Raw genomic sequence first — 26,874 nt, 5'->3', positions numbered from 1 at the left:
GGCGACCTCAGCAAGCATGGATACTAGGTGTTCCAGGTCAGTGATCGAATGCGCCAGGAAGCGGCCGGCGCGGCAATCTGCAATCATTTCCTCAGTTTTTTCCTACTCATGTTCAACCTCGTTCGTACCAGCTCTTCGAGCGATTCACCACGCGCACGACCAGCAGCATCACCGGCACTTCGACCAGGACGCCGACCACGGTTGCCAATGCAGCGCCGGAGTGCAGACCGAACAAGCTGATGGCGGCCGCCACGGCCAGCTCGAAGAAGTTGCTGGCACCGATCAGGGCCGAAGGACAGGCGACAGAGTGCTTTTCCCCCGCCCGCTTGTTCAGCCAGTAGGCTAACCCGGAATTGAAGAACACTTGAATCAAGATCGGCACGGCTAGCATGGCGATCACTAACGGCTGCCGGATGATGGCCTCGCCCTGGAAGGCGAACAGTAGAACCAACGTCAGCAGCAGCGCGGCCATCGACCACGGCCCGATCTTCTGCATGGCCCGTTCAAAGGCGGCCTGTCCTTGCTTGAGCAGATGCCGCCGCAAGAGCTGCGCCAGGATCACCGGCACGATGATGTAGAGCACGACCGAAATCAGCAGCGTGTCCCAAGGCACCGAGATCGAGGACATGCCCAGCAGCAGGCCGACGATGGGCGCGAAGGCCACGATCATGATGGCGTCGTTCAGAGCCACTTGCGAGAGCGTGAAAAGCGGGTCGCCGTTGGTAAGGCGGCTCCACACGAACACCATTGCCGTGCAGGGCGCGGCGGCCAGCAAGATCAAGCCCGCGATGTAGCTGTCCAGTTGATCGGCCGGCAGGAACGGAGCGAACACTTGTCGGATGAACAGCCACCCCAGCAGGGCCATCGAGAATGGCTTGACGGCCCAATTCACGAACAGCGTGACGCCGATGCCGCGCCAATGCTCTTTGACCTGGTGCAGCGCCCCGAAGTCGATCTTGACCAGCATCGGGACGATCATTACCCAAATCAGCAGGCCCACCGGCAAATTGACCTGGGCCACTTCCATGCGGCCTATGGCCTGGAACACGTCAGGAAGGCCCTGGCCGAGCGCAACACCGGCGACGATGCACAGGGCCACCCACAGCGTCAGGTAACGCTCGAAGCCGCTCATCGGGGCCTGGCGCGGCTTCGCGGCGATGGCCTGTGCGCCGGCGCTCATGCTTCCTGCTCGGTCTTGCCGATGTTCGCCAGCTCGCGCTTGATGGCCGTCTGGTCAAGCATTTTGAGAGGCAGATTCACGAACAGGCGGACGCGGTTCATCATGTGCCGGAAGGTTTGTTCGAAGGCCCGGCGCTTCTCGGCGTCAGTGCCTTCGACGGCGGCCGGGTCTTCAAATCCCCAATGCGCCGAGATCGGCTGACCAGGCCACACCGGACACATTTCGCCGGCGGCGTTGTCGCAGACGGTGATGATGAAGTCCATCTTCGGTGCGTCGGGCGTGGCGTACTCGTCCCAGCTCTTGCTGCGCAGATTCTCGGTCGGGTAATTCACCGACTCCACCTTTTCGACGGCGAAGGGATTGACCTTGCCGGTTGGGTGACTGCCGGCGCTGTAGGCGCGGAAGCGCCCTTGCCCCATCGTGTTGATGAGAGCTTCGGCCATGATGCTGCGCGCCGAATTGCCGGTGCAGAGGATGAGGACGTTATAGATTCTTTCGGTCATGATGTTTCGCTTTCTGGTAGTGGCTGGGGAGCAATGGCGATGGATGAAAGATCGGTGGCCTCGTCGATGACGTGGCCGGCCGCTTTCCGTTCGGAATAGCGGTCTGTCAGTGCTTCACGGTGCGGCCGTACCAGCGCCGTGAAGCGCACCAGTTCTTCCATCACATCGGCTATTCGGTCGTAGTACGGCGAGGGCTTCATGCGGCCCGCCGCGTCGAACTCTTGGAACGCTTTGGCGATACTCGACTGGTTCGGAATGGTGAACATTCGCATCCAGCGGCCGAGCAGACGCAAGGTGTTCACGGCGTTGAAGCTCTGCGAGCCGCCGGATACCTGCATCACGGCCAGGGTGCGGCCTTGGGTCGGCCGGATGCCGGCCATTTCAAGCGGCAGATGGTCAATCTGCGCCTTCATGACACTGGTAATCTGACCGTGGCGTTCCGGGCTGCACCAGACTTGTCCCTCTGACCACTCGGACAGGGCGCGCAGCTCCTTGACGGCCGGGTGATCGTCGCTTTGCACTTGATCGGGCAACGGCAAATCGGACGGGTCGAAGATGCGTGTTTCTGCGCCAAAGAATTGCAGCAGCCGGGCCGCTTCCTCGACGGCCAGCCGTGAGAACGAGCGGGCGCGCAGCGAGCCATACAGCAGCAGGATACGCACCGGCGGGGCGTCGGGTGCCAGCCCGAGCGCCGGGCGCTCGATGGCAAAGGATTTGTCCAAAGCGGGCAAAGAATCGGGGTCGGAAAGATGGCGAAGTCTCATGCCAACACCTTCCCGGCTTCCGTGGTGCAAGACAGGTTGCACACCTGGCCGCCGCAGCAGTTTTCCGTGAGAAAGGCCACCAGGTTAGTGGCCGTCGAAAAGTTCGCCTCGTAGATCACAAATCGGCCTTCTTGCCGCGACGTGACCATGCCGGCGTGTGCCAGCTCTTTCAGGTGGAAGGATAGCGAAGACGGCGGGATGCCGGCCGCTTCGCTGATTTTTCCGGCGGCCATGCCGGCGGGGCCGGCCTGGACGAGAAGCCGGAACACCGCGAGGCGCGATTCTTGAGCGATGGCCGCCAGGGCGGCTACAGCATTTATCGTTTCCATGTTTCAATAATAGTCGAAATATGGAGTGTGCTCAATAGCTCATTTAAGCTGTAAAAATGAGCTAGGCGCATTTAGATCGATATGTGATAAATTGGCCTGCCAGTTTAAGATGGGTGCATTTGAGTATGCCCAAAGGAGCCCGCAAGTATGCGCAGGACGAAGCCAGTAGCCGCGCCGATGGTGGCGCGGGTCTATCTGCGCGTCAGCACCGACGCGCAGGACTTGGAACGCCAAGAGGCGATCACTACGGCCGCGAAGGCCGCCGGCTACTACGTCGCCGGCATCTACCGTGAGAAGGCATCCGGCGCACGCGCCGACCGGCCTGAGCTGCTGCGCATGATCGGCGACCTACAGCCCGGCGAGGTGGTCATTGCCGAGAAGATCGACCGCATCAGCCGCCTACCTTTGCCCGAGGCCGAGCGCCTGGTGGCCTCGATACAGGCCAAAGGCGCACGCCTGGCCGTCCCTGGCGTGGTCGATCTATCCGACCTGGCGGCCGAGGCCCAGGGCGTCGCCAAGATCGTGCTGGAAGCCGTGCAGATCATGCTTTTTCGCCTGGCCTTGCAGATGGCCCGCGACGACTACGAGGACAGGCGCGAACGCCAGCGCCAAGGCATTGAGTTGGCCCGCCAGGCCGGGCGGTACAAGGGCCGCCGTGCTGATCCGAAGCGCCGCGCCCAAGTTGTCGCGCTGCGCAAGTCCGGCTACAGCATCAACAAGACCGCCGAGCTGGCCGGGTACAGTGCGGCCCAGGTGAAACGGATATGGGCCGAGGTCAGCCAGGCCGAAGCGAAGCAGCACGGCGCGTTCGTGGAGGACGCATTGACGGAAGCCGATGCCCTGGCCGCTGTCGGCCAGGATGAGCGCCAGGAGGAAAGGGCATGAAGAAGCCGAACCAAGACGACGAGCCGTTTTTCATCACCGAGGAGATTGCGGCCGAAATGATCGCCGGCGGCTATGAGTTCGAGCTGCCGCCCATTCCTTGCACCATCCGCCTACGCGACGTGCTGGAGCGCATGACCGATGCTGAGCTAGCATTGCAGCCGGGCGAGATCGCCGACCAGGAGCGTGAACGCTGCCGGCGCAAGCCGTGTTCAACCTCATGATCTGGTCATGGTATTTTTCATGGCACTGAGCCTGATAGTTCTTGCAAATTGTTGTCACTAAAGGGTTTTGTGTGCTTGTTTACAATCGAGTGGGAGTGACGGGCACTGGCTGGCAATGTCTAGCAACGGCAGGCATTTCGGCTGAGGGTAAAAGAACTTTCCGCTAAGCGATAGACTGTATGTAAACACAGTATTGCAAGGACGCGGAACATGCCTCATGTGGCGGCCAGGACGGCCAGCCGGGATCGGGATACTGGTCGTTACCAGAGCCACCGACCCGAGCAAACCCTTCTCTATCAGATCGTTGACGAGTATTACCCGGCATTCGCTGCGCTTATGGCAGAGCAGGGAAAGGAATTGCCGGGCTATGTGCAACGGGAATTTGAAGAATTTCTCCAATGCGGGCGGCTGGAGCATGGCTTTCTACGGGTTCGCTGCGAGTCTTGCCACGCCGAGCACCTGGTCGCTTTCAGCTGTAAGCGTCGCGGTTTCTGCCCGAGCTGTGGGGCGCGGCGGATGGCCGAAAGTGCCGCCTTGCTGGTTGATGAAGTACTGCCTGAACAACCCATGCGTCAGTGGGTGTTGAGCTTCCCGTTTCAGCTGCGTTTCCTGTTTGCCAGCCGGCCCGAGATCATGGGGTGGGTGCTGGGCATCGTTTACCGCGTCATTGCCACGCACCTGGTCAAGAAAGCGGGCCATACCCACCAAGTGGCCAAGACGGGCGCGGTCACCCTGATCCAGCGTTTTGGATCGGCGCTCAATCTGAATGTTCACTTCCACATGCTGTTTCTCGACGGTGTGTATGTCGAGCAATCCCACGGCTCAGCGCGTTTCCGCTGGGTCAAGGCGCCGACCAGCCCAGAGCTCACCCAGCTGACGCACACCATCGCCCACCGGGTGGGTCGCTATCTGGAACGGCAAGGCCTGCTGGAACGGGATGTCGAAAACAGCTATCTGGCCTCGGATGCGGTGGATGACGACCCGATGACACCCCTGCTGGGGCACTCGATCACTTACCGTATCGCTGTCGGTTCACAGGCGGGGCGAAAGGTGTTCACTTTGCAAACTCTGCCGACCAGTGGTGATCCGTTCGGTGACGGGATTGGCAAGGTAGCCGGGTCCAGCCTGCACGCCGGCGTGGCGGCCAGGGCCGATGAACGCAAGAAGCTCGAACGGCTGTGCCGGTACATCAGCCGCCCGGCGGTATCCGAGAAGCGGCTGTCGTTAACACGAGGCGGCAACGTGCGCTACCAGCTCAAGACGCCGTACCGGGACGGCACCACGCACGTCATTTTCGAACCATTGGATTTCATTGCAAGGCTGGCCGCCCTGGTACCGAAGCCCAGAGTCAACCTAACCCGCTTCCACGGGGTGTTCGCACCCAACAGTCGGCACCGGGCGTTGGTCACGCCGGCAAAACGGGGCAGGGGCAACAAGGTCAGGGTGGCTGATGAACCGGCAACACCAGCACAACGGCGAGCGTCGATGACATGGGCGCAACGGCTCAAGCGTGTTTTCAATATCGACATCGAGACCTGCAGCGGCTGCGGCGGCGCCATGAAAGTCATCGCCTGCATTGAAGACCCTATAGTGATCAAGCAGATCCTTGATCACCTGAAGCACAAAGCCGAAACCAGCGGGACCAGGGCGTTACCCGAAAGCCGGGCGCCACCGGCTGAGCTGCTCCTGGGTCTGTTTGACTGACGAGCCTGAAGGCCAACGATACCAATCAAAATGCTGCGTTCACAGCGCCGCGGCAGGGATCCGCCGTGCTGGTTGTCGGAAAAGGAGCCGCTAGTGGGAAAGAGGAGGGTAAATTTTCAGCGTTGCTGGCTCCCCGTCAGCCGGATTGGGTTGCATCGCAGGGGTGTCGAAAGAGTCAACTGCGGTCCAAAGCTGTTGGACTTGGGTGAAAAGGGCGTTTATTCTTCCTATACGTTGTCGGCAGCGGGCCAAAAAGGAATACGTCCATGCCCATCGAGGTGAAACCGGCTGTGAGCGCGGGTTCAAGCATATAGCCCGACAGGCGCGTATCCTTGCCGATCACGACACGATGGCGGTGGTCACCGCGACGAAAGACACGGCCAGCCGCCATGCCGACGCGCAAGGCGGTTTCCGCCGTCATCGCGCCTTCGTTGGCTTTGCCACGAATACCGTCTGTGCCGAAATATTTGCGCACCATAAGGTCGATTATCCTGTCGTCGGGTCGCCCTCAAAGGGGACATGCCTGCTGAACCGCGAATATAGAGAAATATCCCGAATGTGCAGTTAACGAATTCTTGCGGTTTCTTTCAGCGCCGCCAATACCGCCAGCCCGTCGCGCAAGGGGCGCGGCTCGTGTGTGCGGATGAAGTCAGCTCCACCTGCGGCGGCGGCAAGCTCTGCAGCGAGTGTCGCGGCCCCGACATCCCCCGGACCACGGCCTGTGAGCGCGCGCAGAAAGGATTTGCGCGAAACAGACAGAAGCACCGGCAAATCGAAGCGCAGCCGCAATTCATCGAACCGCGCCAGCACCGAGAGCGAGGTTTCGGGAGCAGCCCCCAGAAAAAACCCCATGCCGGGATCAAGGACAAGGCGGTTGCGTTTGATACCGGCACCCGTCAGCGCCGCGATGCGCGCGTCAAAGAACGCCGCAATGTGATCCATGATGTCGCCAGCGGGTGCCTCGCGCCGATCTGCCTGCCCGTCTTGCACCGAATGCATAACGACGAGTTTGGCAGATGATTTCGCCAATTGCGGATAGAACGCAGCGTCTGGAAAACCGCGAATATCATTGAGATAGGCCACACCACGCGACAAGGCATAGGCTTGCGTCGCGGGTTGATAACTGTCGAGCGAGACGGGAATGCCATCTGCCTTGAGCGCGTCCAGCACCGGCGCGATACGCGCGATTTCTGTGTCGGACGAAACAGGCGCGGCGTCGGGATTGCTGGATGCCGGACCGAGGTCGATCACATCTGCCCCCTCGGCCATCAGCTTACGCGCCTGCGCAATGGCTGCGTCTGGCGCCAGATACCGGCCTCCATCGGAGAAACTGTCCGAGGTTATGTTGACGATGCCGAAAATGATGAGCGATTTATTCATGGGGGCTTCTATAATAATAATAATCGAGCATGAGTCTCATACGGATGCTCGGGTCGAAAGGGAATCCCCAGGCGAGTAACCTGTTTGCGGTGATCCATTAGCTGCAGGAGCAGAATAGCATACATCTGGAAGCAAAGCCAGGAAAGCGGCCTATGGAGCTGTGCGGCAGCGCTCAGTAGGCAATTTTTCAAAATATTGTTAAGCCTTTTCTGAGCATGGTATTTTTCATGGTATTACCAATTAGCAGGAAAATAAGCCATTGAATATAAAAGATAAAAATGTCTTGTTTACAATAGAGTGGGAATAACCCATTCCCCGCTCATGACCGGGGCGGCGGGCCATGCGCCAGCTGCCCTCTCCGTTTCCCACCCCCTGTGCCGTTTTCCCTCGCCCTCCCGGCCGCGTCCCATCCATGGAGACAAAATTTGCCGCCCGGCGCTTGCTCTTTGCACCACTGCTTTTTTTTATGGTACTATTGCCAATATGCGCTGTTGCGAAAAGACCCGCGTTGTTGCCGATGAACCCGCATCCAAAAAGGAACCGCTGTGACCGCTGCCCGGGAAAAAATACAGGATCTTGAACTGGCCAACCGGCTTCTTGACAGTTTTTCGCAGATCGCCGCGGTCATCAATGACAAACATTTGGCCTACAAGGCCAGGATGGGCAAGGTTCTCTCCATTATTCTCGCCTATCTCAAGGTGGAGCAGGGCTCCATCATGGTGCTGGAACGCAAAAAATACCTGGTGGTCCATGCCGCCAGCAGGCCCGAGCTCATCGGCCTTGCCCAGAACATCGAACAGGGAACTTCGGTCGCCACCTGGGTCGCCAGAAACCAGGAACCGCTGTTCATCAAGGACATCTGCAAAGATAAGCGCTTTGGCGGACAATGCCGCGGCAGCTATAAGAAAAACTCTCTGCTTTCGGTGCCGGTGCTGCACAAGGGCAAGGTCGTCGGCGTCATCAATGCCACGGACAAAATCGGCGAGCGCGACCTGCTCAAGGAAGACATCACCCGTCTCTTCGACTTCAGCAGCGTCATCCTCTCCCTGCTGGTCCAGGAAAATCTCCAGAAGGAACTCCGCAAACAGCAGCAGACCCTGCGGAAACGCAACCAGGAACTGCGGCGGCAGGAGACTTTGCGCGGCGAACTCTCCCGGATGCTGATCCACGACCTCAAGGGCCCCCTTTCCGAGGTGGTGGCCAACCTGGACATCCTTTCCTATATGGTTGGCGAGGAGCCCAAGGAGTTTCTGCAGTCGGCGCAGATGGGCTGCGACCGGGCGGTGCGCATGGTTTCGAATCTGGTCACCATCGGCAAGATAGAGGATGGCAAGCTCACCCCCATCAAGGAGATCGTCTCGCCGGCTCCCATGCTGGCCGAGTGCCTGAGCGGCATCAAGGGAATGGCCACCATCAAGAACATCACCCTGGTCTGCGAGGAGGGTGAAAATCTGCCCCGGATCGAGCTGGACCGCATTCTGATCCTGCGGGTCCTGCAGAATCTCCTCACCAATGCCTTGGGATATGCCGCGGCAGGCACCACCATCCGCTTCGGCTGCAAGCAGGTGCCCGGGAAAAGACAGCTGGAATTCCATGTCCAAGATGAGGGCCCCGGCATCCCCCGGGAAAAACAGCGGACCATTTTTGAAAAATACGCCCGCATCTCCGACAAGCAGGACGCTCTGGTCGGCACCGGCCTGGGCCTCTACTTCTGCCGTCTGGCCGTGGAGATCCATCGGGGCAGGATCGGGGTGGAAAGCGAACCGGGACAGGGATCCCGTTTTTACTTCACCCTCCCCCTCTAAGCCTGCTGAGACGAACGCAACCTGGACAGGAACGCATGAAGCTGAAAGCACCAAAGGACATGACTTTTCTCATCGTGGACGACATCGACAACATGCGCCGTTCGGTCAAGGCCATGCTGAAGCTCGTCCACTATGGCAGGGATTTTTACGAAGCAGCCAATGGCCGCGACGCCTGGAAACTCCTCCAGGAAGAGAACGTGGCCATTGATTTCATCATCTGCGACTACAATATGCCCTACATGTCGGGCACCGCGCTCCTGAATCTGGTCCGCTCCTCCAAGAAACTGCGCGACATCCCCTTTCTGATGATCACGGCGGAAGCAAACATGGATATCGTGGCAGAGGCGGCAGAGCACGATGTTGACGCCTACATGACCAAACCCTTTGTCACCGCCACCCTGGAGCAGAAGGTCAACGAGCTTCTCGAACAGATCAACAATCCTTCCCCCTTTACCCGGAATCTGCTGCAGGCGCGCACCCTTGAGGAAAAGGGGGATATCGACGGCGCCATCGCCGCGGCCATGGAGGCCTCCAAGCTCAACGACCGCTCCTCCCGGCCCTACCGGGAGCTTGGCCGCCTCTTTGTCAAGAAAGGGGACCTGAAAAAGGGACAGCTCTGTTTTGAAAAGGCCACGGATATCAACCGGCTCGACGTGAGCTCCTACCATGCCCTGGGCCAGATCTACTATCGGCAGGGCAAGGTGGAAAAGGCCCTGGAGAATTTCAACCGGGCCATGGAGATCAGCCCGCGCCATTCCGACCGGGCCTTGAACTTCGCCAAGATCCTTTTGAAAAAGAATCAGCTGCCCGAGGCGGAAAAGGTGCTGCGGCTGGTGCTGAAAACCAAGAACGACGATATCGACTTCAAGGAAGACATTGCCGACACCTGCAACCAATTCGGCCTGGCCGACCTGGCGACCAAAACCTACCGGGAGGTGCTCAAGGCCGACCCCGAGCGGTTTTATCTGCACAAAAAAATCGGTATCGCCCTGGTGCGAGCGGGCGACCTCCCCGAGGCGGTCAAGATGCTGGAAAAAGCCGCGGACAAGTTCAGCGAGGATATCGAACTGCTCCTGGTCCTGGCCCAATCCTATCTTGCCATGAAGATGCCCATGCGGGCCGACAAGTTTGCGGCGAAACTGCTCCGCATCGACCCCGGCCACAAAGAGGCCAGGGAAATTCTCGCCAAATGCACTTAACCGGAGGGTCCATCGCCGCCCATGGCCGCAAGCAATTCCATCTTACTGGCTGTTCACCCCCTCCGCTACCAGGGCGAAAACATTCTCGCCGAACATTGGGCCTCTCTCTGCGCGGACCTGCGTAACCTCCTGCAGGGCATGGGAGAAGAAGGCGCGGCCAGCAGCGAGGAGTTGCTCCTTTTTCATTTCGACACCCTGCCGGCGGCGCTGAACGCCCTTGCCCAGGGGCTGGCCCATGTCAAGAGGGAGTATCAGTGGCAGAAAGCCTTGGGGCCTGTGCCGCTGCAGATCGTGCTGCACCTTGAAAAATCAGGCGATCTGCCGGGTCCCATGCATGAGGCCGGAGCAAACTTCTGGGATCTTCTCCAGCCCGAGCAGACCTATGTGACGCGCCCCCTCAAGCTGCAATGGACGCAATTGGCAACCAGCGACGCGCTGCCGGCCCATTCATTCGCCGAAGCGGACAACGGCTTGTCTCTGCTTACCCTCTCGGAAGCCGTCCCCCTGCGCGGCGAGCCCTTGTTTCCCCACCGCGGCCTGCCCATCGCCGGCAAGCTCAGACCCTGTTTTTATTGCGGCATGACCGGCCATAAACCGGCCGGCTGCCCCAGCAAGATGCTGACCATGTCCACCCAGGGCATTCTCCTGGCCGGCTATCTGCCCCTGGAACACTTTACCGAACTCTTTGCCAGGGCCATGTCCGCCCAGGAGAAGCTGAACAGCATCCTGGCCGCCGGCCTGACCCCCTCCCAGCTCCGCCAGAACCCGCTGCTGCAGGTCTATGTTTCCTACTTTGACCTCAACCGCACCTTCCAGCTCAGATTCCTTTGGAATATCGCCTTTACCACCTACTCGAACTGGGATGAGTTGGCCAAGCCCGATACGCTTTCCGTGGACAGCCACGGTCTGCACATGGGTCTTGACTGCCTGCGGGTAGGGCAGCACAACCAGGCCGAGGAGCTTTTCGTCGAGGAGTGCCGCCGCCCCAAGGGCCGCCAGTTTTACGCCACCATCGGCCGCGCCTTTGTCGCTCTGGAGCTGGAACGGGACAGCGACATGGGCCATTTCCTGGAAAGCGCCCAGCTGATGGCCAACTCCGACAAGGAGAAGATCTATATCTCCCTCCTGCAGTCACGCTATTTCGCCCTGCACGAAGATTCCTGGAAGGCCGAGCACGCTCTGGACAATGTCTTTTCCCTTCGCCGCGATCTTCCCGAGGCGCTCTACCGACGGCTGCAGCTCATGTCGCAGCGGGACATGGGCGAAAAAGGGGTGCGGCAGCTCAGGATCCTCTTTGCCGACCAGAAAGAACTTTTTTTGGCCGCCCTCATGGACCCGCAGCTGCTTCCCATCGCCGGACAGATCGAAGATGCCCTCCTCGCCCACCAGCAGATCCAGCGGCAGGAGGCGGAGGAACAACTGGGCAAAGCGCGCGCGGTCTGCGCGGATCTCGCCACCTGGTTCACGGAAGACCAGGAAGAGCTGCGCTCTTTTCTCGCGGATCTTGCCGGTCTTGAAAAGCAGTTTGAACGGGGCAGCTATTTCGACAATCTCGATGTGGCCCATAAAGCGCGCAGCCTGCTGCACGCCTGTTACCGACTGCAGGAAAACAAACTCGACGAGATGAAGGCCCAGATCGACAAGCTGGTGACGACCTGGGAGGCCTATCGTCTCTTTTGGAAAAATTACCCCTACCAGCGTTTTTTCCAGGATTTTCAGCAAGAGCTGCAGGCGGACCGGGACAGGCTCAACGAGATCGAAAAACAGGCCGAGCGGAACATGCACGGCCAGTTGTTCAGGAACATCCAGGAAATGATGGAACAGATCCGGACAAGCTTTGACCTGCTCAAACCGCTTGCGGTCAGAATGGGCTGGGTAAAGATTTTTTTCGACGGGGCCAAGCTTTTTGGACGCAGGCTCCTGATTGCCGAGGCAATCCTCCTCGGTTGCGGCGCGGTCCTTGTCCCGATTCTGGCCTTCTGGCTGGCCGGCACTGATTTCGCCGGCCTCATTGAACTGATAAAAAACCCCTCGGTGCAGAAGCAGGCCCTGCTTGTCGTCACCCTCCTGCTGGCCCCGTTTCTGGCCCTGGCCCAGACCCTCTGGCAGATGATGGAGAACTGAGCGACCCTACCCCGCTTCCGGCTCCCTGCCGCAGGGGATGCAGAGCCGTTGCCCTGCCTTCAGGCAAAGCATCGGCTCCATGACCTTTTCCCCGCATCGCTCGCAGCGCACACTGGCATACACCTTTGCCGCCTCAGGCACCGGCCCCTTGCCGCGGCTGATGCGGAAGAGGGTCTGCGGCGCTGCCGCGCGAATCTCCTTGACCTTCTCCGCCTTGCGGGCCCTGATCAGGCGCATGACCTCCGGCCCGGCCTCTCCCCGGGAAAACCTCGCCCACGCCTCCTGCATTTCCGCGCTTTCCGGCGAGGCCTCCCAGATCACGGCAAGGCGCACCGCTTCCCCGGTTTGCCGTTTGATAAAGGTATAGACCTGTTTGCCGAGGTCGTCGAACAGCAGATTGCCCTTGCCGGCGGTACAGCCGGTGACGACCTGAATGGCATCAACGGCACAGGATCTGTTTTCGCAGACGGCGACAAGTTCCTCGTCATGGGCCCGCGCGATGCCCAATTCGACCAGCGCCACCTCGGCGGCGCGAAACCCCAGGGCCAGGCCCGGACAGACATGGCCATGAAAGCGGACCGCTTCGGCAAAGGAATCCTGCTCCATCCCCACTCCTCCTAACGCATGGATAACCCAAAAAAGAACGCCTCTCCGTTCCCAGGCTTAACGCGGCCGCGAACCACCTGTCAAGACAAAACTCCCGGGGCAAAAGGCGTTCAATCCCTTGACAATCCTTCTTTTTCCATTGTATCCAATTACTATATCCGCATATCTCAGGCCAGGCAGTCTGCAAAACCCCACACCGCGGGAATGGCAGCGCCCAGCTCCGGGAGATTTCCCCGGCCGGACAAAAAGGACCATGCATGCGCCATACCGTGCTCTTTGTTGACGACAACCCGGTTATCCTGAAAACCATTGAACGGGCCTTTGCCAATGAGGATTACGACCTCCTCCTCGCCTCAAACGGCGAGGAAGCCCTGGCCCTGGTTGAGGAGGATCTCCCCCAGGTCATTGTCAGCGATCTGCGCATGCCCGGCATGAACGGCCTTGAATTTCTCCATCACGCCCGCGCCAGGAACCACACCTTTATCGGCATGATCTTCACCGCCTATCTCGATATCGACAGCATCATGGAGGCGGTGAGCGATGAGGCGGTCTGGCGCTATATAACCAAACCGTGGCAGGACAACCGGGAACTGCGGCTGGCGGTGCGCAACGCCTTTCAGTACCATGAGGCCATGGCGGCGCGACGCCAGGTGGAGGAGCAGCTGCAGCGCACCGAACGGCTGGTGGCCCTGGGCCATCTGGTCGCCGGCATTGCCCACCAGTTCAACAACATCAATGTCGGCATCCTCGGCTACGCGCAGATGGCCCTGACCCATAAGAAATTGCCGGCCCAGGCCAGGGAAGAGCTGGAACAGGTGAAAAAATTCGCCAAACGCGGCACCGAAATCGTCCGGGAGCTTTCCGCCTTCAGCGATCAGAGCGCAAAATGGGGGTTTTCCGTGGGCAGCCTCACCGAGACGGCGCGGGACGCCCTCTCCTTCTGCCGGAAAGAGTTGGATCGGGAGGGGATCGAGGTGGAAACCCATTTCCCGTCCCCCTGCGAGGCAGTCCTCAACTTCGGCCTGACCAGGCAGTTGATCATGAATCTGATCAACAACGCCCAGCACGCCACCCTGGGAAAAAATCCCCGCAAGATTTTCGTTGAAACCGGGGTGATGGCCGACCGGGTGTTTGTGCGGGTCGCCGACAACGGCTGCGGCATCGCCCCGGAGCTTCTCAACAAGATCTTCGACCCCTTTTTCACAACCAAGGGGGCCCAGGCCCCCCTCGGATCGACACAGGCCTCGGTTTCCGGGATCGGCTTGGGCTTGAGCCTGGGCCAGACCGTGGCCCAGGCCCACAACGGAGAGCTCACCGTCACCTCGACGCCCGGGAAGGGCGCCCAGTTCATCTTCAGCCTGCCCGCCACCTGAAGGAACGCCCGGGAAACGGCCGCTCCGCCGCCCTCAGCCTGGCAAGGCGTCACGCCAAAAGAACCCGGCAACACGCGGAGATCGTCCCGGCGGAACTTGACGGAACTGCTTGGAAGTCGGCACAGAGGGCCATTGGAAAACATGAAAACTGGCCTTTTGATTCTCGGCTAAACCGCGAGATCTATTTCCTGCACCGTTCCTGCTCCGCCGGTTTCGGCAAGAAAGATCGAACTCTCCCTGATCCGGCCCAGCAAGGCGTTTCCCTCGGATTTCAGAGAAAATGGGGTCATGACGGCCCCGAGAAAAATGGCGCCGACATTTTTTTCCGCCAGGGAGTAGAGATGATCCGCGCCTGCCGCATCCTTCATCCAGACGCGCAGGTCCGCATGGCGGGGATCGTTTTCGTCAAGCCAGCCGTTGGCGTCGCCGTCCAGCCGGGCAAGCTCGGAAAAGCCCCGGCCGCTTGCCGGGCCGAACAGCTCAAGGCCATTGTTGACAATCCCGTCCCCATTGCGGTCAAGGGCAAGGAAACCGCTGCCCTGGCCGAGAAAGGAGATCTCTTCTTTCCGGCCGTCCCCGTCCAGATCAAAAGATACCCGCATATCACTCAACTCCGCGGCATTCCCTGCGAAGTTGATGGCCAGGGGGTCAAGCAGCAGGGCATCGCCGGCCCGCAGATGGATGCCGGTTTCCTGCGCAAATTGCCGCTCCATGACCAGAGCGAGCTGAAAATCCATGGCCCTGCCGTCCGCGCCGCGCACCTGGCCCACCGCGGAAAACCGCATGGTCTCTTCTTCGCTGAAACGCTCCACGAGGTCATATTCCAGGCCCCATCCCTGCCGGGGAGGCCCGACGCTTTCCGCGCCCGCAGCGGCGCCTGCCGCTGAGGTCGCCCCGGAAGTGCCGGGAGAGAAACTCACGATCCGGATCTTTTTGCCGGTGAGGGTTTCAAGAATAAGGCGCATGACGGCAAGTTTCGGATCCTCACCCGGCAGAGCGGCTTCCGAAGTCTCCTGGCCAGGCGCCGCCGGCAGCAGCTCCTGTTTTTTCCGGACCAGGGCCTCGGGAGAAATCCGCACCAGAACGCCCTCCCCGCCGGCCTCCCCCCTTGCCTCCCCGGAAAAATCGGGCCGCTCGTTTCCCCGCCAGAATCGGAACGACTCTTCCCTGCTCTCTTCCTGCCGAAATCCGTGCTGGCAGGCCAGACTGATGCTGGCATCCACGATTTTCATGGTTCTCTCCCGTTCCCTTGCAACCGCCAGACCGGTCTGCAAAAAAAAATCCGCGCGCGAAAAATAGCCGCGCCATTCCCCATACGATACTTTTCGGTCCCGGCAGGAAAAAATTAAGAAAAATAACGGGAGACAGGCGCGCCGCCGCGCCTCTTCAGGCAAGCGGGACAAGCTCCACCGCTCCCCAGGCGCCCAGATCTTCGCCACGGATGATCACCACCCCGAGCAGGCCGGGGATGGCCCTGGCAATGGCCAGAACGCCGTCCAGACCGCGGCCGGGGGAAACCTCGTTGCCGAGACGGGTTGCCACCGCATCGGCCAGGGAGGTGTCGGCCGCCAGGACGGTGACGGAATCCGCCTCGCCGAGGCTCAAGGAGTGGCCCACGGTGCCGGAGGAGGTACAGACGCCAAGGGGCATGAGGCCGGCGGGGATCTTCAGGCCGATTTTCTTGCTGAGCGGCGAGGGGCCGGCAAAGATGCCGATGACGCTCTCCTCCTTCCTGGCCAGATAGATATCGCCGCCGTTTTCCACCACCACCTCGGCGGCTCCCGCGGCAAGCAGATCCCTGCCCACATACTCGGCGATTGCCCCGGCCACCGCGGCCATGGGCCCGACCTCGGCCGCCTGCCCCGCCCGGAGCATGCTTTTCACCAGAGCCGGCGCCGTGGCATCAAGGGGCAACGGCCGCAGACTGGCCAGAAATTGAGGATGCTCGCCCAGATAGCTCTCCAACTGTGCGCGATAATGAAATACCCGCTCGTAGGCGGTTTCCTCCATGGCTTGCGAGGCAAGGATCTGCAGGTCGGTTTCCCGCACCGTGACGAGAAAGCTGGCCAGGTTCCCCTGCTCGCCCAGGTTGCGATAGGTTCGCTTCCGGTAGGAGGCCGGGGTGGGGGCGGAGCGATTTTTTTTTCTTTTGGCGGTCACGGGAGGCTGGTATGGTGAAGGATGTTTTTTAGGCAAAGGCCCATTATATCTGAGCCCGGGGCGGACGGCAAGACCGATCGCCGCCTGGCGTTTTTCGCGGCATGACCAAGGTAACCCAGGCAAAACTCGTGCTTTTCACCCGCTACCCGGAAGCGGGCCGGGCCAAAACCCGCCTGATCCCGGCCCTTGGCCCTGAAGGGGCGGCGACCCTGCACCGCCGCCTCACCGAGCGGGCGGTGGCGCAGATGCGCCGTTTTCTGGCCGCTTCCCCGGTTGCCGGAGAAATCCGCTTTGCCGGCGGCGACCGGGACCGCATGGAACAGTGGCTTGCCGGCCGCCTCCCCTGCCGGCCCCAGGAGGGAAACAGCCTCGGCGAACGGTTGCAGGCGGCCTTTGCCGCGGCCTTTGCCGAAGGGGCGGAACAGGTGGTGATCATCGGGGCCGACTGCCCGGGGCTTGACCCGAAGATCCTGGCCGAGGCCTTTGCCGCCCTGACTCAGGCCGATCTGGTCCTGGGCCCTGCCGCGGACGGCGGCTACTACCTCGTCGGCCTTACCCGGCCATGGGCCGAGCTTTTTCACGCCATTCCCTGGGGAAGCGGCGAGGTGCTGACCAAGACCCTCTGCCGGGCAAAGGCCTTAAACCTGAAAATCCGCCTCCTGGAGCAGCTCGTTGATGTTGACCGACCGGAAGACCTGCGACATTTCCGTGATTATCCCCACCCTCAATGAGGAAGGAACCATTGCCCGCACCCTCGCCCAGCTTGCGGGCCGGCCCGGCCTTGAAGTGCTGGTGGTGGATGGCGGCAGCGCGGACCGGACCGTGGCGCTGGCCGGGAAGGCAGGGGCGCGGGTGTTGAGTGCGCCGGCCGGTCGGGGCGTTCAGCTCAATGCCGGGGCAGCCGCCGCCAGCGGCCGGATCCTGCTCTTTCTGCACGCCGACACCAGCCTGCCGGAGAATTTCCCGGAGCTGGTGAGCAGCGGCCTTGCGCGGCCAGGCGTTGCCGCCGGCGCCTTCCGCTTCGCCGTTCCCGGGGCGGGCTGGCGTTTCCGCCTGCTCGAACGCCTCACCAACTGGCGGGCCGGCTGCCTGCAACTCCCCTATGGCGACCAGGCTCTTTTTCTGAGCGCGGAGCTGTTCCGGACGGTTGGCGGCTACAAGGAGATCCCTTTGCTTGAGGACATTGATCTGGTGCGGCGACTCCGCGGGCTCGGCAAGCTCATCCTGCTGCCGGCCGCGGCCGTGACCTCGGCCCGACGCTGGCAACGGCTGGGGCTGTTGCGCGCCACCCTCATCAACCAGACGATCTTACTTGGCTATCTTGCCGGCGCCAGCCCCTGGCGTCTTGCCCGCTGGTACGGCAAGAACCGGTAAGGAAATGGCCGGCTCCCTGGGCAGCAGCCGGCTCTTGAGATCCTGATCCGTGATATAGGAACGGAAAAAGCCCGCGCTTTGTCTCAGATAGTGGGCGGAAAACGATTTGCTCAGCACGGGGTTTGAGCCGTCCAGAACCGAGGAGAGCAGCATGAAAGCGACGGTGACGAGGAAAAACGCTTTGCCCAGGCCGAAAATTCCGCCCAGGAGCCGATCGAACCAGTCCATCAGGGAAATGGTCATGACCTTTTTCAATACAAAACCCATGGCGATGACGACCAGAAAGACCGCGAGAAAAAGCAGCGTATAGGTTATAAGAAAACGGATCTGCGGCGAAGCGATGAAGGAAGCGAGCACCGGGCTGAATTTTTCATAATACCGGCCGGCGATGAAAAATCCCAGCACCAGGCCGGCCAGGGAGGCCAGCTGCCGGACAAACCCCACCCAGATGCCGCGGACGAGAAAGATGAGAACGATGGCGATGGCGCCGAGGTCGAGTGCAGTCATGGTTCTTTCCGGAGTTTCAATGGATAATAATGGTTCAGGCTTACAAAAACTTGCCGGCAAGGGCAAGCATTTTCCACTGGTGATCCGGAAATGAATCACTCCTGCCCCTTTATTCAGGCGGCGCCTGCCGGAGCCGGGGCGCTTCCCGCCAGCCCCCGTTTCGCCTTGGCGGCGGTTTCCCTCGCGCAGGTGTCCGCCCTCTTGCCGGCCGGCAGGTATCCCGGCGGTGAAGGGCGGTTTCTCTGCGGCGAGGAAGAAGCGACGCTCGCCCGCTTTTCCCTGGAAAAACGGCGGCGGGAATGGTTTGGCGGCCGCCTGGCCGCCAAATGGGCGGTGGCCCGCCTTCTGGGCGGCGCGGAGCCTGCCTGGCCGCGGATCATCATCGCGGCGGCGGCAGATGGCAAGCCGTTCGCCCGGAGCCACCCGGCCCTCTTTCTCTCCATCTCCCACAGCGGCCCCCTTGCCGGAGCCATGGCGGCGGAAACCTCATGCGGCCTCGATCTCCAGCTGATCACGCCAAAAATCCGCGCCGTGCGCGGCCGCTTTCTCGCCGAAAAAGAAGAAGAGCTTCTGGGCCGGGAAATCCTGCCGCTCACCGGCGAGGCAGGAGCCCTCACCCTCCTCTGGGCGGCCAAGGAGGCGCTCCGCAAGATGGCGGGGGGCGCCCCCCTGCCCGGCCTGCTGGAGACGCGTTTTTTTGCGGTGCGCCAGGGCGCGGGCACGCCTGAAGCGCCATTCCTGCTGGCCTTGCTGCCGGGCCGGAAGGAAGGCCGGCTGCCGGCAGAAATCACTGTCTATGCCTGGCTGGAGCAGGGTCTGGCCTGGGCACTCACCGCCTTGCCGACAACCGTTATGGAGTAGCAGATGGAACTCTTGAAATTCCTGAAAACCGTGCCGCTCTTCAGCGGGCTTACCGCCCCGCAGTATGATGAACTGGCCATGATCATGACCTTGCAGGATTACAAGCGGGGGCAGGCCATCTTTGCCGAAGGCGACGCCGGCAGCGGCTTTTTCGTGGTCATGGAGGGGCTGGTCAAGATCTACAAGCTTTCCGTGGACGGCAAGGAGCAGATTCTCCACATCTTCGGGCCGGGCGAGCCTTTTGCCGAGGCTGCGGTCTTTACCGGTTCGACCTTCCCTGCCCATGCCCTGGCGCTGGAAAAAAGCAGGGTCATTTTCATCCCGCGCCGCGCCTTCACCGAACTGATCCGGAAAAACCCGTCCCTGGCCATGAACATGATGGCGGCCCTTTCCATGCGACTCAAAAAATTCGCCCACATGATCGAGGATCTCTCCCTCAAGGAGGTGCCGGGCAGGCTTGCCGCGCACCTGCTCTTCCTCAGCGAGCAGCAGGGCGAAGCGGAGACCGTGAAGCTCAACATCGGCAAGGCCCAGCTGGCCAGCCTGCTGGGCACCATCCCGGAAACCCTTTCCCGGATTCTCACCAAGCTCGGCAAGCAGGGGCTGATCGGCATCGACGGCCCCCAGATCACCCTCCTGGACCGGGACGGCCTCGCCGACCTGGCCATGGGTGAGAAGCTGACGGATCAGTGAGCTCCTATGAAAAGCAACCGGTCCTCAAAATTCACCGAAGCTGCCCTCGGGTGAACCCCGGGCCGCGGGGCTGCCGGCTGTTTTCAGCTCTCTTTCCTATTGCCGGCGCAGGTCGCGGATGATCGCGTCCAGGGCCTTGTTGAAGGCGTCGGGTTTTTCCTGGGCCACGAAGTGCCCCACCCCGGGGATCAGCACCACGCTCTGGTGCAGCGGGGTTTCCTGGCCCGTGGGAGCGCCGTTGATGTTGCGGAGCCTGTCGGCAAACCGGTCCAGGGTGGCGGGGACATTCGCGGCGTGCCAGCGGAAGATTTCCTGCATGGCGCTGAGGCCCATTTCCTGGTTCGCGGCACATATCCGCTTGAGAATCGAATCCACCACGGCCGGATCGGCATTGGGGGGAAACATGGAGCGCACCATCTGTTCCGTGGCCCCGGCGAAATTTTCCGCAAACGGCTTGATGAACCCGGCGGCCTGCTCTTCCGTCAGGGTGTGGATGGCCGATGGCGTGTAAAAGGTGTCGACCCCGACGATTCCCATGACTCTGTCGCCGAGTAGTTTTGCCGCCTCGACGGCGACCGGCCCGCCCATGGAGTGGCCGACCAGGATAACCTGTTCATTCCCCATGGCCGTGACCACCGCGGCGACATCCTGGCCAAAGGCCTCCATGGTATAGAGGCGGCGGTTGCTGCCGGAGGCGCCGTGGCCGGCCAGATCGAGCCAGGCGACCCGGTGGTTCTCGGCAAAGTACTCGATCTGCGGCTGCCAGAACTCGTGATTGCAGGTCCAGCAATGGATAAAAACAATGGCGACATCGCCCCGGCCGCGCACCCCGTAACTGATGGCGCTGCCGTCGGCCGAGTTGACCGTGGCGACCTGTTCCCTGTCGATGTTTTGGAGAGCGCCGCATCCCGCGAGCAGGGCCGCCAGAACGAGGTGAATCACTGTGGTTGCGATATTCTTTGCCGTCTTCATCTCATCTCCTGCCGTTATGTGAAAAAACGCACAATTCCGGAAACCGCAAGCATCCCGACCTCTGACCATGGGAGGCCGAAAGCTCCCTACAGCTCCAGGCCGAACTCGAAGGCCATGCCGGTCTTGGCGATGTGGCCGAGGATGTTCTTGAGCCCCTGCAGGGTGTCCACCCGGAAGGAAATCTGCCAGGCCGAGGTCCGCGACTCCTGGGGCGAGAGGCGGTCGATCTCGGCGATCTTCATCTCCTCGGGCGCCACCCCGAGCATCATCAGCACCCGGTTGCGGGAGGGCGCCTCCAGAATGAGAATGGTCTGCTGCTTGCTCACCCGGGTCTCCTTGAGGCGCCAGCGCACCTCCACCACGTCTTCCCGCTGGATCTTCAGGGACGGAATGGTGGCGCACTCCTTGTGGTGGATGGAGAGCCCCCGCTCGCTGAGCAGCCCGTAGAGCCCCTTTTCCGAGGGGATCGGATTGCAGCAGCGGGAGAGCTTGATGCAGGCCGGATCAAGATCGGTGAGTTCGATGCGGTTCAGGCTGCCGGTGGGAGGCTGCAGGGTTTCCCGACCCACATAGAGGCCGTTTTTGATCTCGAAGACAAGCTCGCGCAGGCGCAGCCTTCCTTCCCCCACCGCCAGAAACAGCGCATCCAGATCCTTCACCCCGAAATAGATCATGATGCTTTCCATGCCCTCCTTTTCCAGGATGTCGTAGGGCAGGCCGTAGCGTTTCAGCTCCTGGCGGATGATGGACTGGCCGATCCGGTGGGAGAGTGCCTCCCGCCGCAGCCGGAAAAGCTTGGAGAGTTCCGCGCGGGCCTTGGGGGTCTGGCAGCGCTGCTGGATTTCCGGCTGGAAATGGACCGGCTCCTTCTGGGAGATAATCCGCACCTGATCGCCATCCTCGAGAACGGCATCCGGCTCCACCTGGCGGTTGCCGATAATGGCCCGGATGCAGCGCTTGCCCACATCGGTATGGACCTTGAAGGCGAAATCCAGGACGATGCTGTTCTTGGGAAGCTCGATGGGATCGCCCTTGGGGGTGTAGGTATAAAGCGACTTCTTGCCGCTGGCCGCGATCATGTCCCGGTAGGAGAGATCCTCATCCGTTCCCAGGATGTCCAGCATCTCGCGCAGCTCCACCTCGAAGCCGCTGGGCACCTTCTTGTGGACGAACCACTCGCGCACCAGGCCGGTGCGCGAGGAGGTGGTCATCTCGGCGATGCGGATCTTGAACAGGTAGTTGCGCCCCTTGATGTTGGCGCGAACGTGCAGGCTCTGGTAGCCGGTGGTCTTGGGGTTGGCGATGAAATCGCGGATGGTGCGGGGGATGGGCGGATAATTCTGGTTGATGACCCCCAGGATCCGGTAACAGGTCTGGATATCGTTGGTGACGATGATGAATTCCAGGGGGTTGTCGATGACTTTGTGCAGCACTTTCTGGGCCGGGTCATAGTAGGCCCAGAGGCCCTTGGGCTTGATGCGGATTTCGTGGGTGATCCACGCTTCCTTCATCTTTTCCTCAAGGTTCCGCTTGATGGCGAGAACCTCCTCGCTGTCCTTGAGCTTGTTGATCATCGCCAGCACCTTCTGGCTCTGGCGGGGAAACTTGTACATCAGGGCGAGATTGTAAAGCTCGCGCTTCATGCCGTACAGCCCCATGACCCGGGCCAGGGGCGCATAGATGTCCAGGGTTTCCTCGGCGATCTTCTGCCGCTTGTGCTTGGGCATGGACTCCATGGTCCGCAGGTTGTGCAGCCGATCGGCCAGCTTGATCAGCATCACCTCGAGATGCGCCGCCGCGCCGGAGAAGAGCTTGCGGTGGACCAGCTTGTAAAAAGTCTGCTTGTCGCCGGAAAAATGGGTGATCTTGGTGCAGGCATCGACAAAAACTTCGATATTTTTGCCGAATATGCCGCCGATCACCTCGCTGGTCACCTCGGGCACATCCTCCACGGTGTCGTGGAGCACCGCCGCCGCCAGCAGCTCCGGGTCGCGGATCTCCAGCTCCTCCACCAGGATCTGCGCCACCTGCAGGGGGTGGCTCACATAAGCCTCGCCGGATTTCCGCCGCTGGTCCTGATGGGCGGAGACCGCAAAGGAGAGCGCCTCCCAGAAGACCTTGGCCGGGCCTTCCTGGCCGCCGAGAAACCGCTCCATATGCTGGCAGTATGCGGCTATGTTAAATTTTTTGGCTGCGGCCATGGGGCGGCGTTTCTCTCTTTCCGTCGCAATGCCCCGCGAATCAGGGCACTGCCTCTCGTCTCTTGCTTCTGCCTGCAAACATTCACCAGCCACCTCCCTTGCGGGACCATCTTGCTTTCGCAGGGACGGGATGGAAATCATGGATGCTCAGTCGCGGCAATTAAGGTACAATCAGAGTGACTGGCCAGGAGAACGGCCCAGGGGGCCTTTTCCCGGTTCTCCAGTGAAGTTAAGGCAATGCTGCGCTTTTATGCAATCATTTTTCTCTATGCCCAGAAAATAGCCCATTCCCGGCAGGGCTCGCGGTCTTTCCCAGGAACCCCCTCTAAAGGAGAAGCACACCCTTGACACGGAGAAGAGTAGTGCACAGACAGAAAAAAGGCAGGCCGGGTCCGGGCAGAGGTGTCCCGGAGGCCGGTCGGGAGATGCGCGCGACCAGACAGGAAGGCGCCAGTCGCCTGGAGGGGGATATCCTCGCCCAGCTCCACGGCGCGGCCATGCCCCTGGCCCTGAAGGATATTTTCCAGGCTCTGGAGCTGCCCAGGAATCAGCGGTCCGCCCTGCTGGGAACCCTTGAGGATCTCTGCCGGCGCAAACTGCTCTCCTGCCGGCAGGAAACCTACAGCCTCCGCAAAACCACCGAACTGCTGCAAGGGCCGCTCTCCGTGAATCCCCGCGGCTTCGGTTTCGTCACCGTCGAGAATGCCCCGGCCGAACTCGCCATCAGCCAGGACGTTTTCATCCCGCCCGGCTGGCTTGGTGGCGCGGCGCACGGGGACAGGGTGCTCATCCAGCTGGTCAGCCGGCGGCGCGACCGCCATGAAGGCCGGGTGATCAAGGTGCTGAGCCGGGCCACCACCCGCCTGGTCGGCACTTACATGGCCGGCGGCGTCAAGGGGCTGGTGATTCCCGAGGACAGCCGCTTTCCATACAATCTGGTCATCCGCAGGGAAGACAGCAAAGGGGCTAAGAACGGCGATGCCGTCCTGGCCGAGGTGACCTCCTTTGCCGCGGGTCAGCGCAACCTGGACGGCATCGTCCTCGAGGTGCTCGGCGACCCCAGGAATCTACAGGTGCAGACCGAAATGGTCATCCGCAAATTCGAACTGCCCCATCTCTTCCCCCCGCAGGTGAACCGGCAGGTCGAGACCCTGGACGGCACGGTGGAGCTTGCCGCCGGCCGCACCGATCTGCGGAATGTGGCCCATGTCACCATCGACGGCGAAACGGCCCGCGACTTTGACGACGCGGTGGCCATCGAGACGCGCAAGGACGGCGGCTTTCGCCTCTATGTCTCCATTGCCGACGTCAGCCACTATGTCCGGCCGGGCAGTCCGGTGGATCTGGATGCCTACCAGCGCGGCACCAGCGTCTATTTCCCCACCCGGGTGGTGCCCATGCTGCCGGAACGCCTTTCCAACGATCTCTGCAGCCTGGTGCCCCACCAGGACCGCTACACCTTCACCGCGGTCCTTGATTTTGACCAGGACGGCGAGCGGGTGGGCAAGCACTTCATGAAGAGCATCATCCGGAGCCGCCATCGCCTCACCTACACCATCGTCAAGCAGATTCTGGCGGACCGGGAGGAAGCGGTGCGGGAGCGGTACGCCGACATGGTGACGGACCTGGAGCGCATGGGTCAGCTCGCCCTGCTCCTCGAAAAACGGCGGCTGAAGCGGGGGAGCATCGGCTTTGAAATCCCGGAGCCCTTTGTGGTGCTTGGCGAAGAGAACAGCGTCGACAACATCATCCGCTCAGAGCGCAACCAGGCCCACAAACTTATCGAGGAATTCATGCTGGCCGCCAACGAGGCGGTGGCGGAAACCCTGGCCGCCGGCAGGATCGACAGCCTCTATCGGATCCACGAGCCGCCGGACACCCTCAAAGTCGCGGAATTCACCGAGTTTGCCCGGAGCATGGGGCTCAAGGTCGATGACGGCGGCGGCTCCCCCCAGTGGTTCGGCCGGGTCCTGACCCTGGTCGCGGGCCAGCCCCAGGAGTATATCATCAGCAACCTCCTGCTGCGCACCATGCAGCAGGCCCGTTATTCTCCCAACAATGTCGGCCATTTCGGCCTGGCCGCCACCCATTACACCCACTTCACCTCGCCGATCCGTCGCTACCCGGACCTCATGGTGCATCGGGCCCTGGCCGCCAGCCTCAGCCGCGGCCCGGCGAAAGCCCCGGCGGCCGGCAGCACCTCCGTCTCCAGCGAGGAGGCCGGCACCTTTCTTTCCAAGCGGGAGCGGGTGGCGGTGGATGCCGAACGGGAGATGGTGGAGCGACTGCAGGTTCACTTCATGGCGGACAAGATCGGCGAAACGTTCAATGCCATTGTCTCCGGAGTTACCTCCTTCGGGCTCTTCATCGAGCTGATCGATGTCTTTGTCAACGGCGCCGTGCCCATCACCGAGATGAAGGATGATTACTACCAGCTTGAGGAGCGGCGCCATCGCCTGCTCGGCCAGAGAAGCGGCAAAATCTTCCAGCTCGGCGATCTGGTGCAGGTGCGGCTGACCAGTGTCGAGGTACCGCGCCGGCGCATCAATTTCAGCATCATCGCCAAACAGGAACGGGAACCCAAGGCGCCATGAGACAGGAGGCGCCGGAAGCGGCGAAAAAGCTCATGGCCAATGCGGCCATCGTCATGGTACGGCCCAAGTTTGCCGAAAATGTCGGCTCGGCGGCGCGCACCGCCATGAACATGGGGATCGGCGGGCTTATCCTGGTGGCTCCGGAGATGCCGGAACGGGAGAAAATGCTCAGGCTTGCCACCCATAACGCCGCGCACCTCATCGACGCCATCGAGCGCTACGACGATCTCTCCGAGGCCCTTGCCCCCTTCGCCTGGGTGATCGGCACCTCGGCCCGGCAGGGGCGGAAACGTTCCACCTGCAAAAGCCCGCGCCAGATCATGGCGGAGGTGAAACCGCAGCTTGCGAAAAACCGGGTGGCCCTGCTCTTTGGTCCGGAAGACAGCGGCCTGGCCAGCGAGGATCTCAGGTACTGCAATCAGGTGACCACCATCCCCACCGCCGACTTCTCTTCCCTGAACCTGGCCCAGGCCGTGGCCATTCTCTGTCATGAACTGCACTACAGCCTGCTTGAGGAGCTGGCCGCCGGCGAGTTGGCCGCCAGGCCGAGACAGGCGGCAAAGGGCGAGCTTGAGGCGATGTATGCCCATGTGGAAGAGGTACTTCTGGCCGTGGGTTTTCTGAAAAACAGGGAAGACGACTACTGGATGCAGAGCATCCGTCAGTTTCTGGGGCGCCTGGGCCTGAGGTCAAAGGAGATCCGTATCATCCGCGGCTTTTGCCGGCAGCTGCTCTGGCGGGAAAGCAGGCGGGACGCCGGCGGCCCCAACCCGGGCCGGAAGGAGGTTAGTCCTGGCGCAGGTGATTGAGCGGGCAGCCCCCGCAGAGGGGCGTCGATTTCTTGCAGTACTCCTTGCCGAGGCGGACCAGGAGGGCGTGGTACTCGTTAAAAAGCTGGGTATCCGTCGGCAGGTTGTCCATGAACAGCGCCTGGATCTCCTCGTAGCCCGCATCTTCGGCGATGAGGCTGTGCCGGAAAAGGATGCGGTAGGTATAGGCATCCACCACGAAGAAGGGCTTTTGCGCCGCATAGAGGCAGATGGAATCCGCGGTTTCCGGACCGATCCCCTTGATGGCCAGCAACCTTTCCCTCAGCGTGTAGGGGGGGGCGGCAAAAAAGGTTTCGAGGTCGCCGCTTTCCTGCCGGATGGCGGCCAGCAACCCTTTGAGCCGTTTGGCTTTCTGATTGTAATACCCCGAAGATTTGATTTTCCAGGCAAGCGCCTCGACCGGCAGGGCCTCCATGGCCGCAAAGCTCAGGAGCTGCTCTTCCTTGAGGGCGGCGATGGCGGTGCTGACATTGCGCCAGCTGGTGTTCTGGGTGAGCACCGCGCCGATCATCACCTCGAAGGGATCATCCCCGGGCCACCAGTGCTGGGGGCCGAAATGGGCGAAGAGCGCCTCATGGATTTCAAAAATGCGGTTGGCCACGGTAGCGG

General features: G+C 61.3%; 25 protein-coding genes and 1 pseudogene. 13 read left to right on the top strand and 13 right to left on the bottom strand.

Features of this window, described 5'->3' with window-relative positions; genetic code table 11:
- Positions 1 to 112: 112 nt before the first annotated feature.
- Genes arsB through ACUUL3_RS15335 form a run of 4 tightly spaced genes read right to left on the bottom strand, consistent with a single transcriptional unit; the run spans position 113 to position 2,776 of the window.
- A complete protein-coding gene (gene arsB, locus ACUUL3_RS15350; protein WP_001272375.1) occupies positions 113 to 1,180 on the bottom strand; it encodes an ACR3 family arsenite efflux transporter in 1,068 nt (355 codons plus the stop codon).
- The gene (locus tag ACUUL3_RS15345; protein ID WP_000140066.1) at positions 1,177 to 1,683 is read right to left on the bottom strand and encodes an arsenate reductase ArsC; all 507 of its coding nucleotides are present in this window, start codon (positions 1,681 to 1,683) and stop codon (positions 1,177 to 1,179) included. Before ACUUL3_RS15345 ends, arsB begins: the two co-directional genes overlap by 4 nt.
- The gene (arsH, locus tag ACUUL3_RS15340; RefSeq protein WP_001239389.1) at positions 1,680 to 2,447 is read right to left on the bottom strand and encodes an arsenical resistance protein ArsH; all 768 of its coding nucleotides are present in this window, start codon (positions 2,445 to 2,447) and stop codon (positions 1,680 to 1,682) included. Before arsH ends, ACUUL3_RS15345 begins: the two co-directional genes overlap by 4 nt.
- Entirely contained in the window at positions 2,444 to 2,776 is a 333-nt protein-coding gene (locus ACUUL3_RS15335; protein WP_000447876.1) for an ArsR/SmtB family transcription factor, read from the bottom strand. The genes arsH and ACUUL3_RS15335 overlap by 4 nt, the downstream gene beginning before the upstream one ends.
- 147 nt (positions 2,777 to 2,923) lie before the next feature.
- On the opposite strand from ACUUL3_RS15335, the gene ACUUL3_RS15330 reads away from it, so the two are divergent.
- The 3 genes from ACUUL3_RS15330 to ACUUL3_RS15320 all read left to right on the top strand — a co-directional run bounded on the left by ACUUL3_RS15330 (position 2,924) and on the right by ACUUL3_RS15320 (position 5,586).
- Positions 2,924 to 3,661 carry a recombinase family protein gene (locus ACUUL3_RS15330; protein WP_001366550.1) on the top strand — a complete coding sequence of 246 codons (738 nt, stop codon included), beginning with the start codon at positions 2,924 to 2,926 and terminating at the stop codon, positions 3,659 to 3,661.
- Positions 3,658 to 3,882 (top strand): hypothetical protein, encoded by a 225-nt coding sequence (locus ACUUL3_RS15325; RefSeq protein ID WP_000743213.1) that lies wholly within the window; start codon positions 3,658 to 3,660, stop codon positions 3,880 to 3,882. Before ACUUL3_RS15330 ends, ACUUL3_RS15325 begins: the two co-directional genes overlap by 4 nt.
- Positions 3,883 to 4,092: 210 nt before the next feature.
- Complete coding sequence (locus ACUUL3_RS15320) at positions 4,093 to 5,586, top strand: IS91-like element ISCR2 family transposase (protein ID WP_001120888.1); 1,494 nt, start codon at positions 4,093 to 4,095, stop codon at positions 5,584 to 5,586.
- A 235-nt stretch (positions 5,587 to 5,821) separates the two neighbouring features.
- Here the strand turns inward: ACUUL3_RS15320 and ACUUL3_RS15315 are convergent.
- Positions 5,822 to 6,064: pseudogene (locus ACUUL3_RS15315) on the bottom strand (phosphoglucosamine mutase); the annotation flags it as partial.
- Positions 6,065 to 6,150: 86 nt separating this feature from the next.
- Positions 6,151 to 6,966 (bottom strand): sulfonamide-resistant dihydropteroate synthase Sul2, encoded by an 816-nt coding sequence (sul2, locus tag ACUUL3_RS15310; protein ID WP_001043260.1) that lies wholly within the window; start codon positions 6,964 to 6,966, stop codon positions 6,151 to 6,153.
- Between the two features lie 545 nt (positions 6,967 to 7,511).
- Here sul2 and ACUUL3_RS15305 point away from each other — a divergent pair.
- The 3 genes from ACUUL3_RS15305 to ACUUL3_RS15295 are packed head-to-tail and all read left to right on the top strand — an operon-like array spanning position 7,512 to position 12,094.
- Complete coding sequence (locus tag ACUUL3_RS15305) at positions 7,512 to 8,771, top strand: ATP-binding protein (protein ID WP_448552817.1); 1,260 nt, start codon at positions 7,512 to 7,514, stop codon at positions 8,769 to 8,771.
- Between the two features lie 35 nt (positions 8,772 to 8,806).
- The gene (locus ACUUL3_RS15300) at positions 8,807 to 9,970 is read left to right on the top strand and encodes a tetratricopeptide repeat protein (protein ID WP_448552815.1); all 1,164 of its coding nucleotides are present in this window, start codon (positions 8,807 to 8,809) and stop codon (positions 9,968 to 9,970) included.
- Positions 9,971 to 9,991: 21 nt separating this feature from the next.
- The gene (locus ACUUL3_RS15295) at positions 9,992 to 12,094 is read left to right on the top strand and encodes a hypothetical protein (RefSeq protein ID WP_448552813.1); all 2,103 of its coding nucleotides are present in this window, start codon (positions 9,992 to 9,994) and stop codon (positions 12,092 to 12,094) included.
- A gap of 6 nt (positions 12,095 to 12,100) precedes the next feature.
- On the opposite strand, the gene ACUUL3_RS15290 is transcribed toward ACUUL3_RS15295, so the two are convergent.
- On the bottom strand, positions 12,101 to 12,700 hold the full coding sequence (locus ACUUL3_RS15290; RefSeq protein WP_448552811.1) for an FmdE family protein: 600 nt from the start codon (positions 12,698 to 12,700) through the stop codon (positions 12,101 to 12,103).
- A gap of 257 nt (positions 12,701 to 12,957) precedes the next feature.
- Here ACUUL3_RS15290 and ACUUL3_RS15285 point away from each other — a divergent pair, with 257 nt between their 5' ends.
- A complete protein-coding gene (locus tag ACUUL3_RS15285; protein WP_448552809.1) occupies positions 12,958 to 14,073 on the top strand; it encodes a sensor histidine kinase in 1,116 nt (371 codons plus the stop codon).
- 167 nt (positions 14,074 to 14,240) lie between these two features.
- Here the strand turns inward: ACUUL3_RS15285 and ACUUL3_RS15280 are convergent, their stop codons facing one another.
- A complete protein-coding gene (locus ACUUL3_RS15280) occupies positions 14,241 to 15,305 on the bottom strand; it encodes a VCBS repeat-containing protein (protein ID WP_448552807.1) in 1,065 nt (354 codons plus the stop codon).
- A gap of 154 nt (positions 15,306 to 15,459) precedes the next feature.
- Positions 15,460 to 16,233: a UPF0280 family protein gene (locus ACUUL3_RS15275; RefSeq protein ID WP_448552805.1), complete on the bottom strand. Its 774-nt coding sequence runs from the start codon at positions 16,231 to 16,233 to the stop codon at positions 15,460 to 15,462.
- Positions 16,234 to 16,334: 101 nt separating this feature from the next.
- Between ACUUL3_RS15275 and ACUUL3_RS15270 the strand changes: the two genes are divergently transcribed.
- Positions 16,335 to 16,964 carry a TIGR04282 family arsenosugar biosynthesis glycosyltransferase gene (locus tag ACUUL3_RS15270; RefSeq protein WP_448552803.1) on the top strand — a complete coding sequence of 210 codons (630 nt, stop codon included), beginning with the start codon at positions 16,335 to 16,337 and terminating at the stop codon, positions 16,962 to 16,964.
- Entirely contained in the window at positions 16,909 to 17,607 is a 699-nt protein-coding gene (locus ACUUL3_RS15265; RefSeq protein ID WP_448552801.1) for a TIGR04283 family arsenosugar biosynthesis glycosyltransferase, read from the top strand. The genes ACUUL3_RS15270 and ACUUL3_RS15265 overlap by 56 nt, the downstream gene beginning before the upstream one ends.
- On the opposite strand, the gene ACUUL3_RS15260 is transcribed toward ACUUL3_RS15265, so the two are convergent.
- Positions 17,542 to 18,114 (bottom strand): CvpA family protein, encoded by a 573-nt coding sequence (locus ACUUL3_RS15260; RefSeq protein ID WP_448552799.1) that lies wholly within the window; start codon positions 18,112 to 18,114, stop codon positions 17,542 to 17,544. The two genes, ACUUL3_RS15265 and ACUUL3_RS15260, sit on opposite strands and share 66 nt — an antisense overlap.
- 90 nt (positions 18,115 to 18,204) lie before the next feature.
- Between ACUUL3_RS15260 and ACUUL3_RS15255 the strand changes: the two genes are divergently transcribed.
- On the top strand, positions 18,205 to 18,975 hold the full coding sequence (locus tag ACUUL3_RS15255; protein ID WP_448552797.1) for a 4'-phosphopantetheinyl transferase family protein: 771 nt from the start codon (positions 18,205 to 18,207) through the stop codon (positions 18,973 to 18,975).
- A gap of 3 nt (positions 18,976 to 18,978) precedes the next feature.
- Positions 18,979 to 19,668: a Crp/Fnr family transcriptional regulator gene (locus tag ACUUL3_RS15250; protein WP_448552795.1), complete on the top strand. Its 690-nt coding sequence runs from the start codon at positions 18,979 to 18,981 to the stop codon at positions 19,666 to 19,668.
- A 96-nt stretch (positions 19,669 to 19,764) separates the two neighbouring features.
- On the opposite strand, the gene ACUUL3_RS15245 is transcribed toward ACUUL3_RS15250, so the two are convergent.
- The gene (locus ACUUL3_RS15245; protein WP_448552793.1) at positions 19,765 to 20,640 is read right to left on the bottom strand and encodes an alpha/beta fold hydrolase; all 876 of its coding nucleotides are present in this window, start codon (positions 20,638 to 20,640) and stop codon (positions 19,765 to 19,767) included.
- An 86-nt stretch (positions 20,641 to 20,726) separates the two neighbouring features.
- Positions 20,727 to 22,841: an HD domain-containing protein gene (locus tag ACUUL3_RS15240; RefSeq protein ID WP_448552791.1), complete on the bottom strand. Its 2,115-nt coding sequence runs from the start codon at positions 22,839 to 22,841 to the stop codon at positions 20,727 to 20,729.
- 425 nt (positions 22,842 to 23,266) lie between these two features.
- On the opposite strand from ACUUL3_RS15240, the gene rnr reads away from it, so the two are divergent.
- The gene (gene rnr / locus ACUUL3_RS15235) at positions 23,267 to 25,435 is read left to right on the top strand and encodes a ribonuclease R (RefSeq protein ID WP_448552789.1); all 2,169 of its coding nucleotides are present in this window, start codon (positions 23,267 to 23,269) and stop codon (positions 25,433 to 25,435) included.
- Positions 25,432 to 26,244, top strand: coding sequence for an RNA methyltransferase (locus ACUUL3_RS15230; RefSeq protein ID WP_448552787.1), 813 nt, complete (start codon positions 25,432 to 25,434; stop codon positions 26,242 to 26,244). The genes rnr and ACUUL3_RS15230 overlap by 4 nt, the downstream gene beginning before the upstream one ends.
- Here ACUUL3_RS15230 and ACUUL3_RS15225 read toward each other — a convergent pair.
- Positions 26,222 to 26,866, bottom strand: a complete 645-nt coding sequence (locus ACUUL3_RS15225) for an endonuclease III domain-containing protein (RefSeq protein ID WP_448552786.1) — start codon at positions 26,864 to 26,866, stop codon at positions 26,222 to 26,224. The genes ACUUL3_RS15230 and ACUUL3_RS15225 overlap by 23 nt on opposite strands.
- Positions 26,867 to 26,874: the final 8 nt, after the last annotated feature.

Source organism: Thiovibrio sp. JS02 (genome assembly GCF_053485635.1).
Note: the sequence above shows the minus strand (reverse complement) of the source record. Positions and strands in the feature narration are given on the sequence as shown.

Excerpts from the sequence above, each read along its gene's own strand:
- arsB (WP_001272375.1), bottom strand. The coding sequence starts at position 1,180 with ATGAGCGCCGGCGCACAGGCCATCGCCGCGAAGCCGCGCCAGGCCCCG.
- ACUUL3_RS15345 (WP_000140066.1), bottom strand. The coding sequence starts at position 1,683 with ATGACCGAAAGAATCTATAACGTCCTCATCCTCTGCACCGGCAATTCG.
- arsH (WP_001239389.1), bottom strand. The coding sequence starts at position 2,447 with ATGAGACTTCGCCATCTTTCCGACCCCGATTCTTTGCCCGCTTTGGAC.
- ACUUL3_RS15335 (WP_000447876.1), bottom strand. The coding sequence starts at position 2,776 with ATGGAAACGATAAATGCTGTAGCCGCCCTGGCGGCCATCGCTCAAGAA.
- ACUUL3_RS15330 (WP_001366550.1), top strand. The coding sequence starts at position 2,924 with ATGCGCAGGACGAAGCCAGTAGCCGCGCCGATGGTGGCGCGGGTCTAT.
- ACUUL3_RS15325 (WP_000743213.1), top strand. The coding sequence starts at position 3,658 with ATGAAGAAGCCGAACCAAGACGACGAGCCGTTTTTCATCACCGAGGAG.
- ACUUL3_RS15320 (WP_001120888.1), top strand. The coding sequence starts at position 4,093 with ATGCCTCATGTGGCGGCCAGGACGGCCAGCCGGGATCGGGATACTGGT.
- sul2 (WP_001043260.1), bottom strand. The coding sequence starts at position 6,966 with ATGAATAAATCGCTCATCATTTTCGGCATCGTCAACATAACCTCGGAC.
- ACUUL3_RS15300 (WP_448552815.1), top strand. The coding sequence starts at position 8,807 with ATGAAGCTGAAAGCACCAAAGGACATGACTTTTCTCATCGTGGACGAC.
- ACUUL3_RS15295 (WP_448552813.1), top strand. The coding sequence starts at position 9,992 with ATGGCCGCAAGCAATTCCATCTTACTGGCTGTTCACCCCCTCCGCTAC.
- ACUUL3_RS15290 (WP_448552811.1), bottom strand. The coding sequence starts at position 12,700 with ATGGAGCAGGATTCCTTTGCCGAAGCGGTCCGCTTTCATGGCCATGTC.
- ACUUL3_RS15285 (WP_448552809.1), top strand. The coding sequence starts at position 12,958 with ATGCGCCATACCGTGCTCTTTGTTGACGACAACCCGGTTATCCTGAAA.
- ACUUL3_RS15280 (WP_448552807.1), bottom strand. The coding sequence starts at position 15,305 with ATGAAAATCGTGGATGCCAGCATCAGTCTGGCCTGCCAGCACGGATTT.
- ACUUL3_RS15270 (WP_448552803.1), top strand. The coding sequence starts at position 16,335 with ATGACCAAGGTAACCCAGGCAAAACTCGTGCTTTTCACCCGCTACCCG.
- ACUUL3_RS15265 (WP_448552801.1), top strand. The coding sequence starts at position 16,909 with ATGTTGACCGACCGGAAGACCTGCGACATTTCCGTGATTATCCCCACC.
- ACUUL3_RS15260 (WP_448552799.1), bottom strand. The coding sequence starts at position 18,114 with ATGACTGCACTCGACCTCGGCGCCATCGCCATCGTTCTCATCTTTCTC.
- ACUUL3_RS15255 (WP_448552797.1), top strand. The coding sequence starts at position 18,205 with ATGAATCACTCCTGCCCCTTTATTCAGGCGGCGCCTGCCGGAGCCGGG.
- ACUUL3_RS15250 (WP_448552795.1), top strand. The coding sequence starts at position 18,979 with ATGGAACTCTTGAAATTCCTGAAAACCGTGCCGCTCTTCAGCGGGCTT.
- ACUUL3_RS15245 (WP_448552793.1), bottom strand. The coding sequence starts at position 20,640 with ATGAAGACGGCAAAGAATATCGCAACCACAGTGATTCACCTCGTTCTG.
- ACUUL3_RS15240 (WP_448552791.1), bottom strand. The coding sequence starts at position 22,841 with ATGGCCGCAGCCAAAAAATTTAACATAGCCGCATACTGCCAGCATATG.
- rnr (WP_448552789.1), top strand. The coding sequence starts at position 23,267 with ATGCGCGCGACCAGACAGGAAGGCGCCAGTCGCCTGGAGGGGGATATC.
- ACUUL3_RS15230 (WP_448552787.1), top strand. The coding sequence starts at position 25,432 with ATGAGACAGGAGGCGCCGGAAGCGGCGAAAAAGCTCATGGCCAATGCG.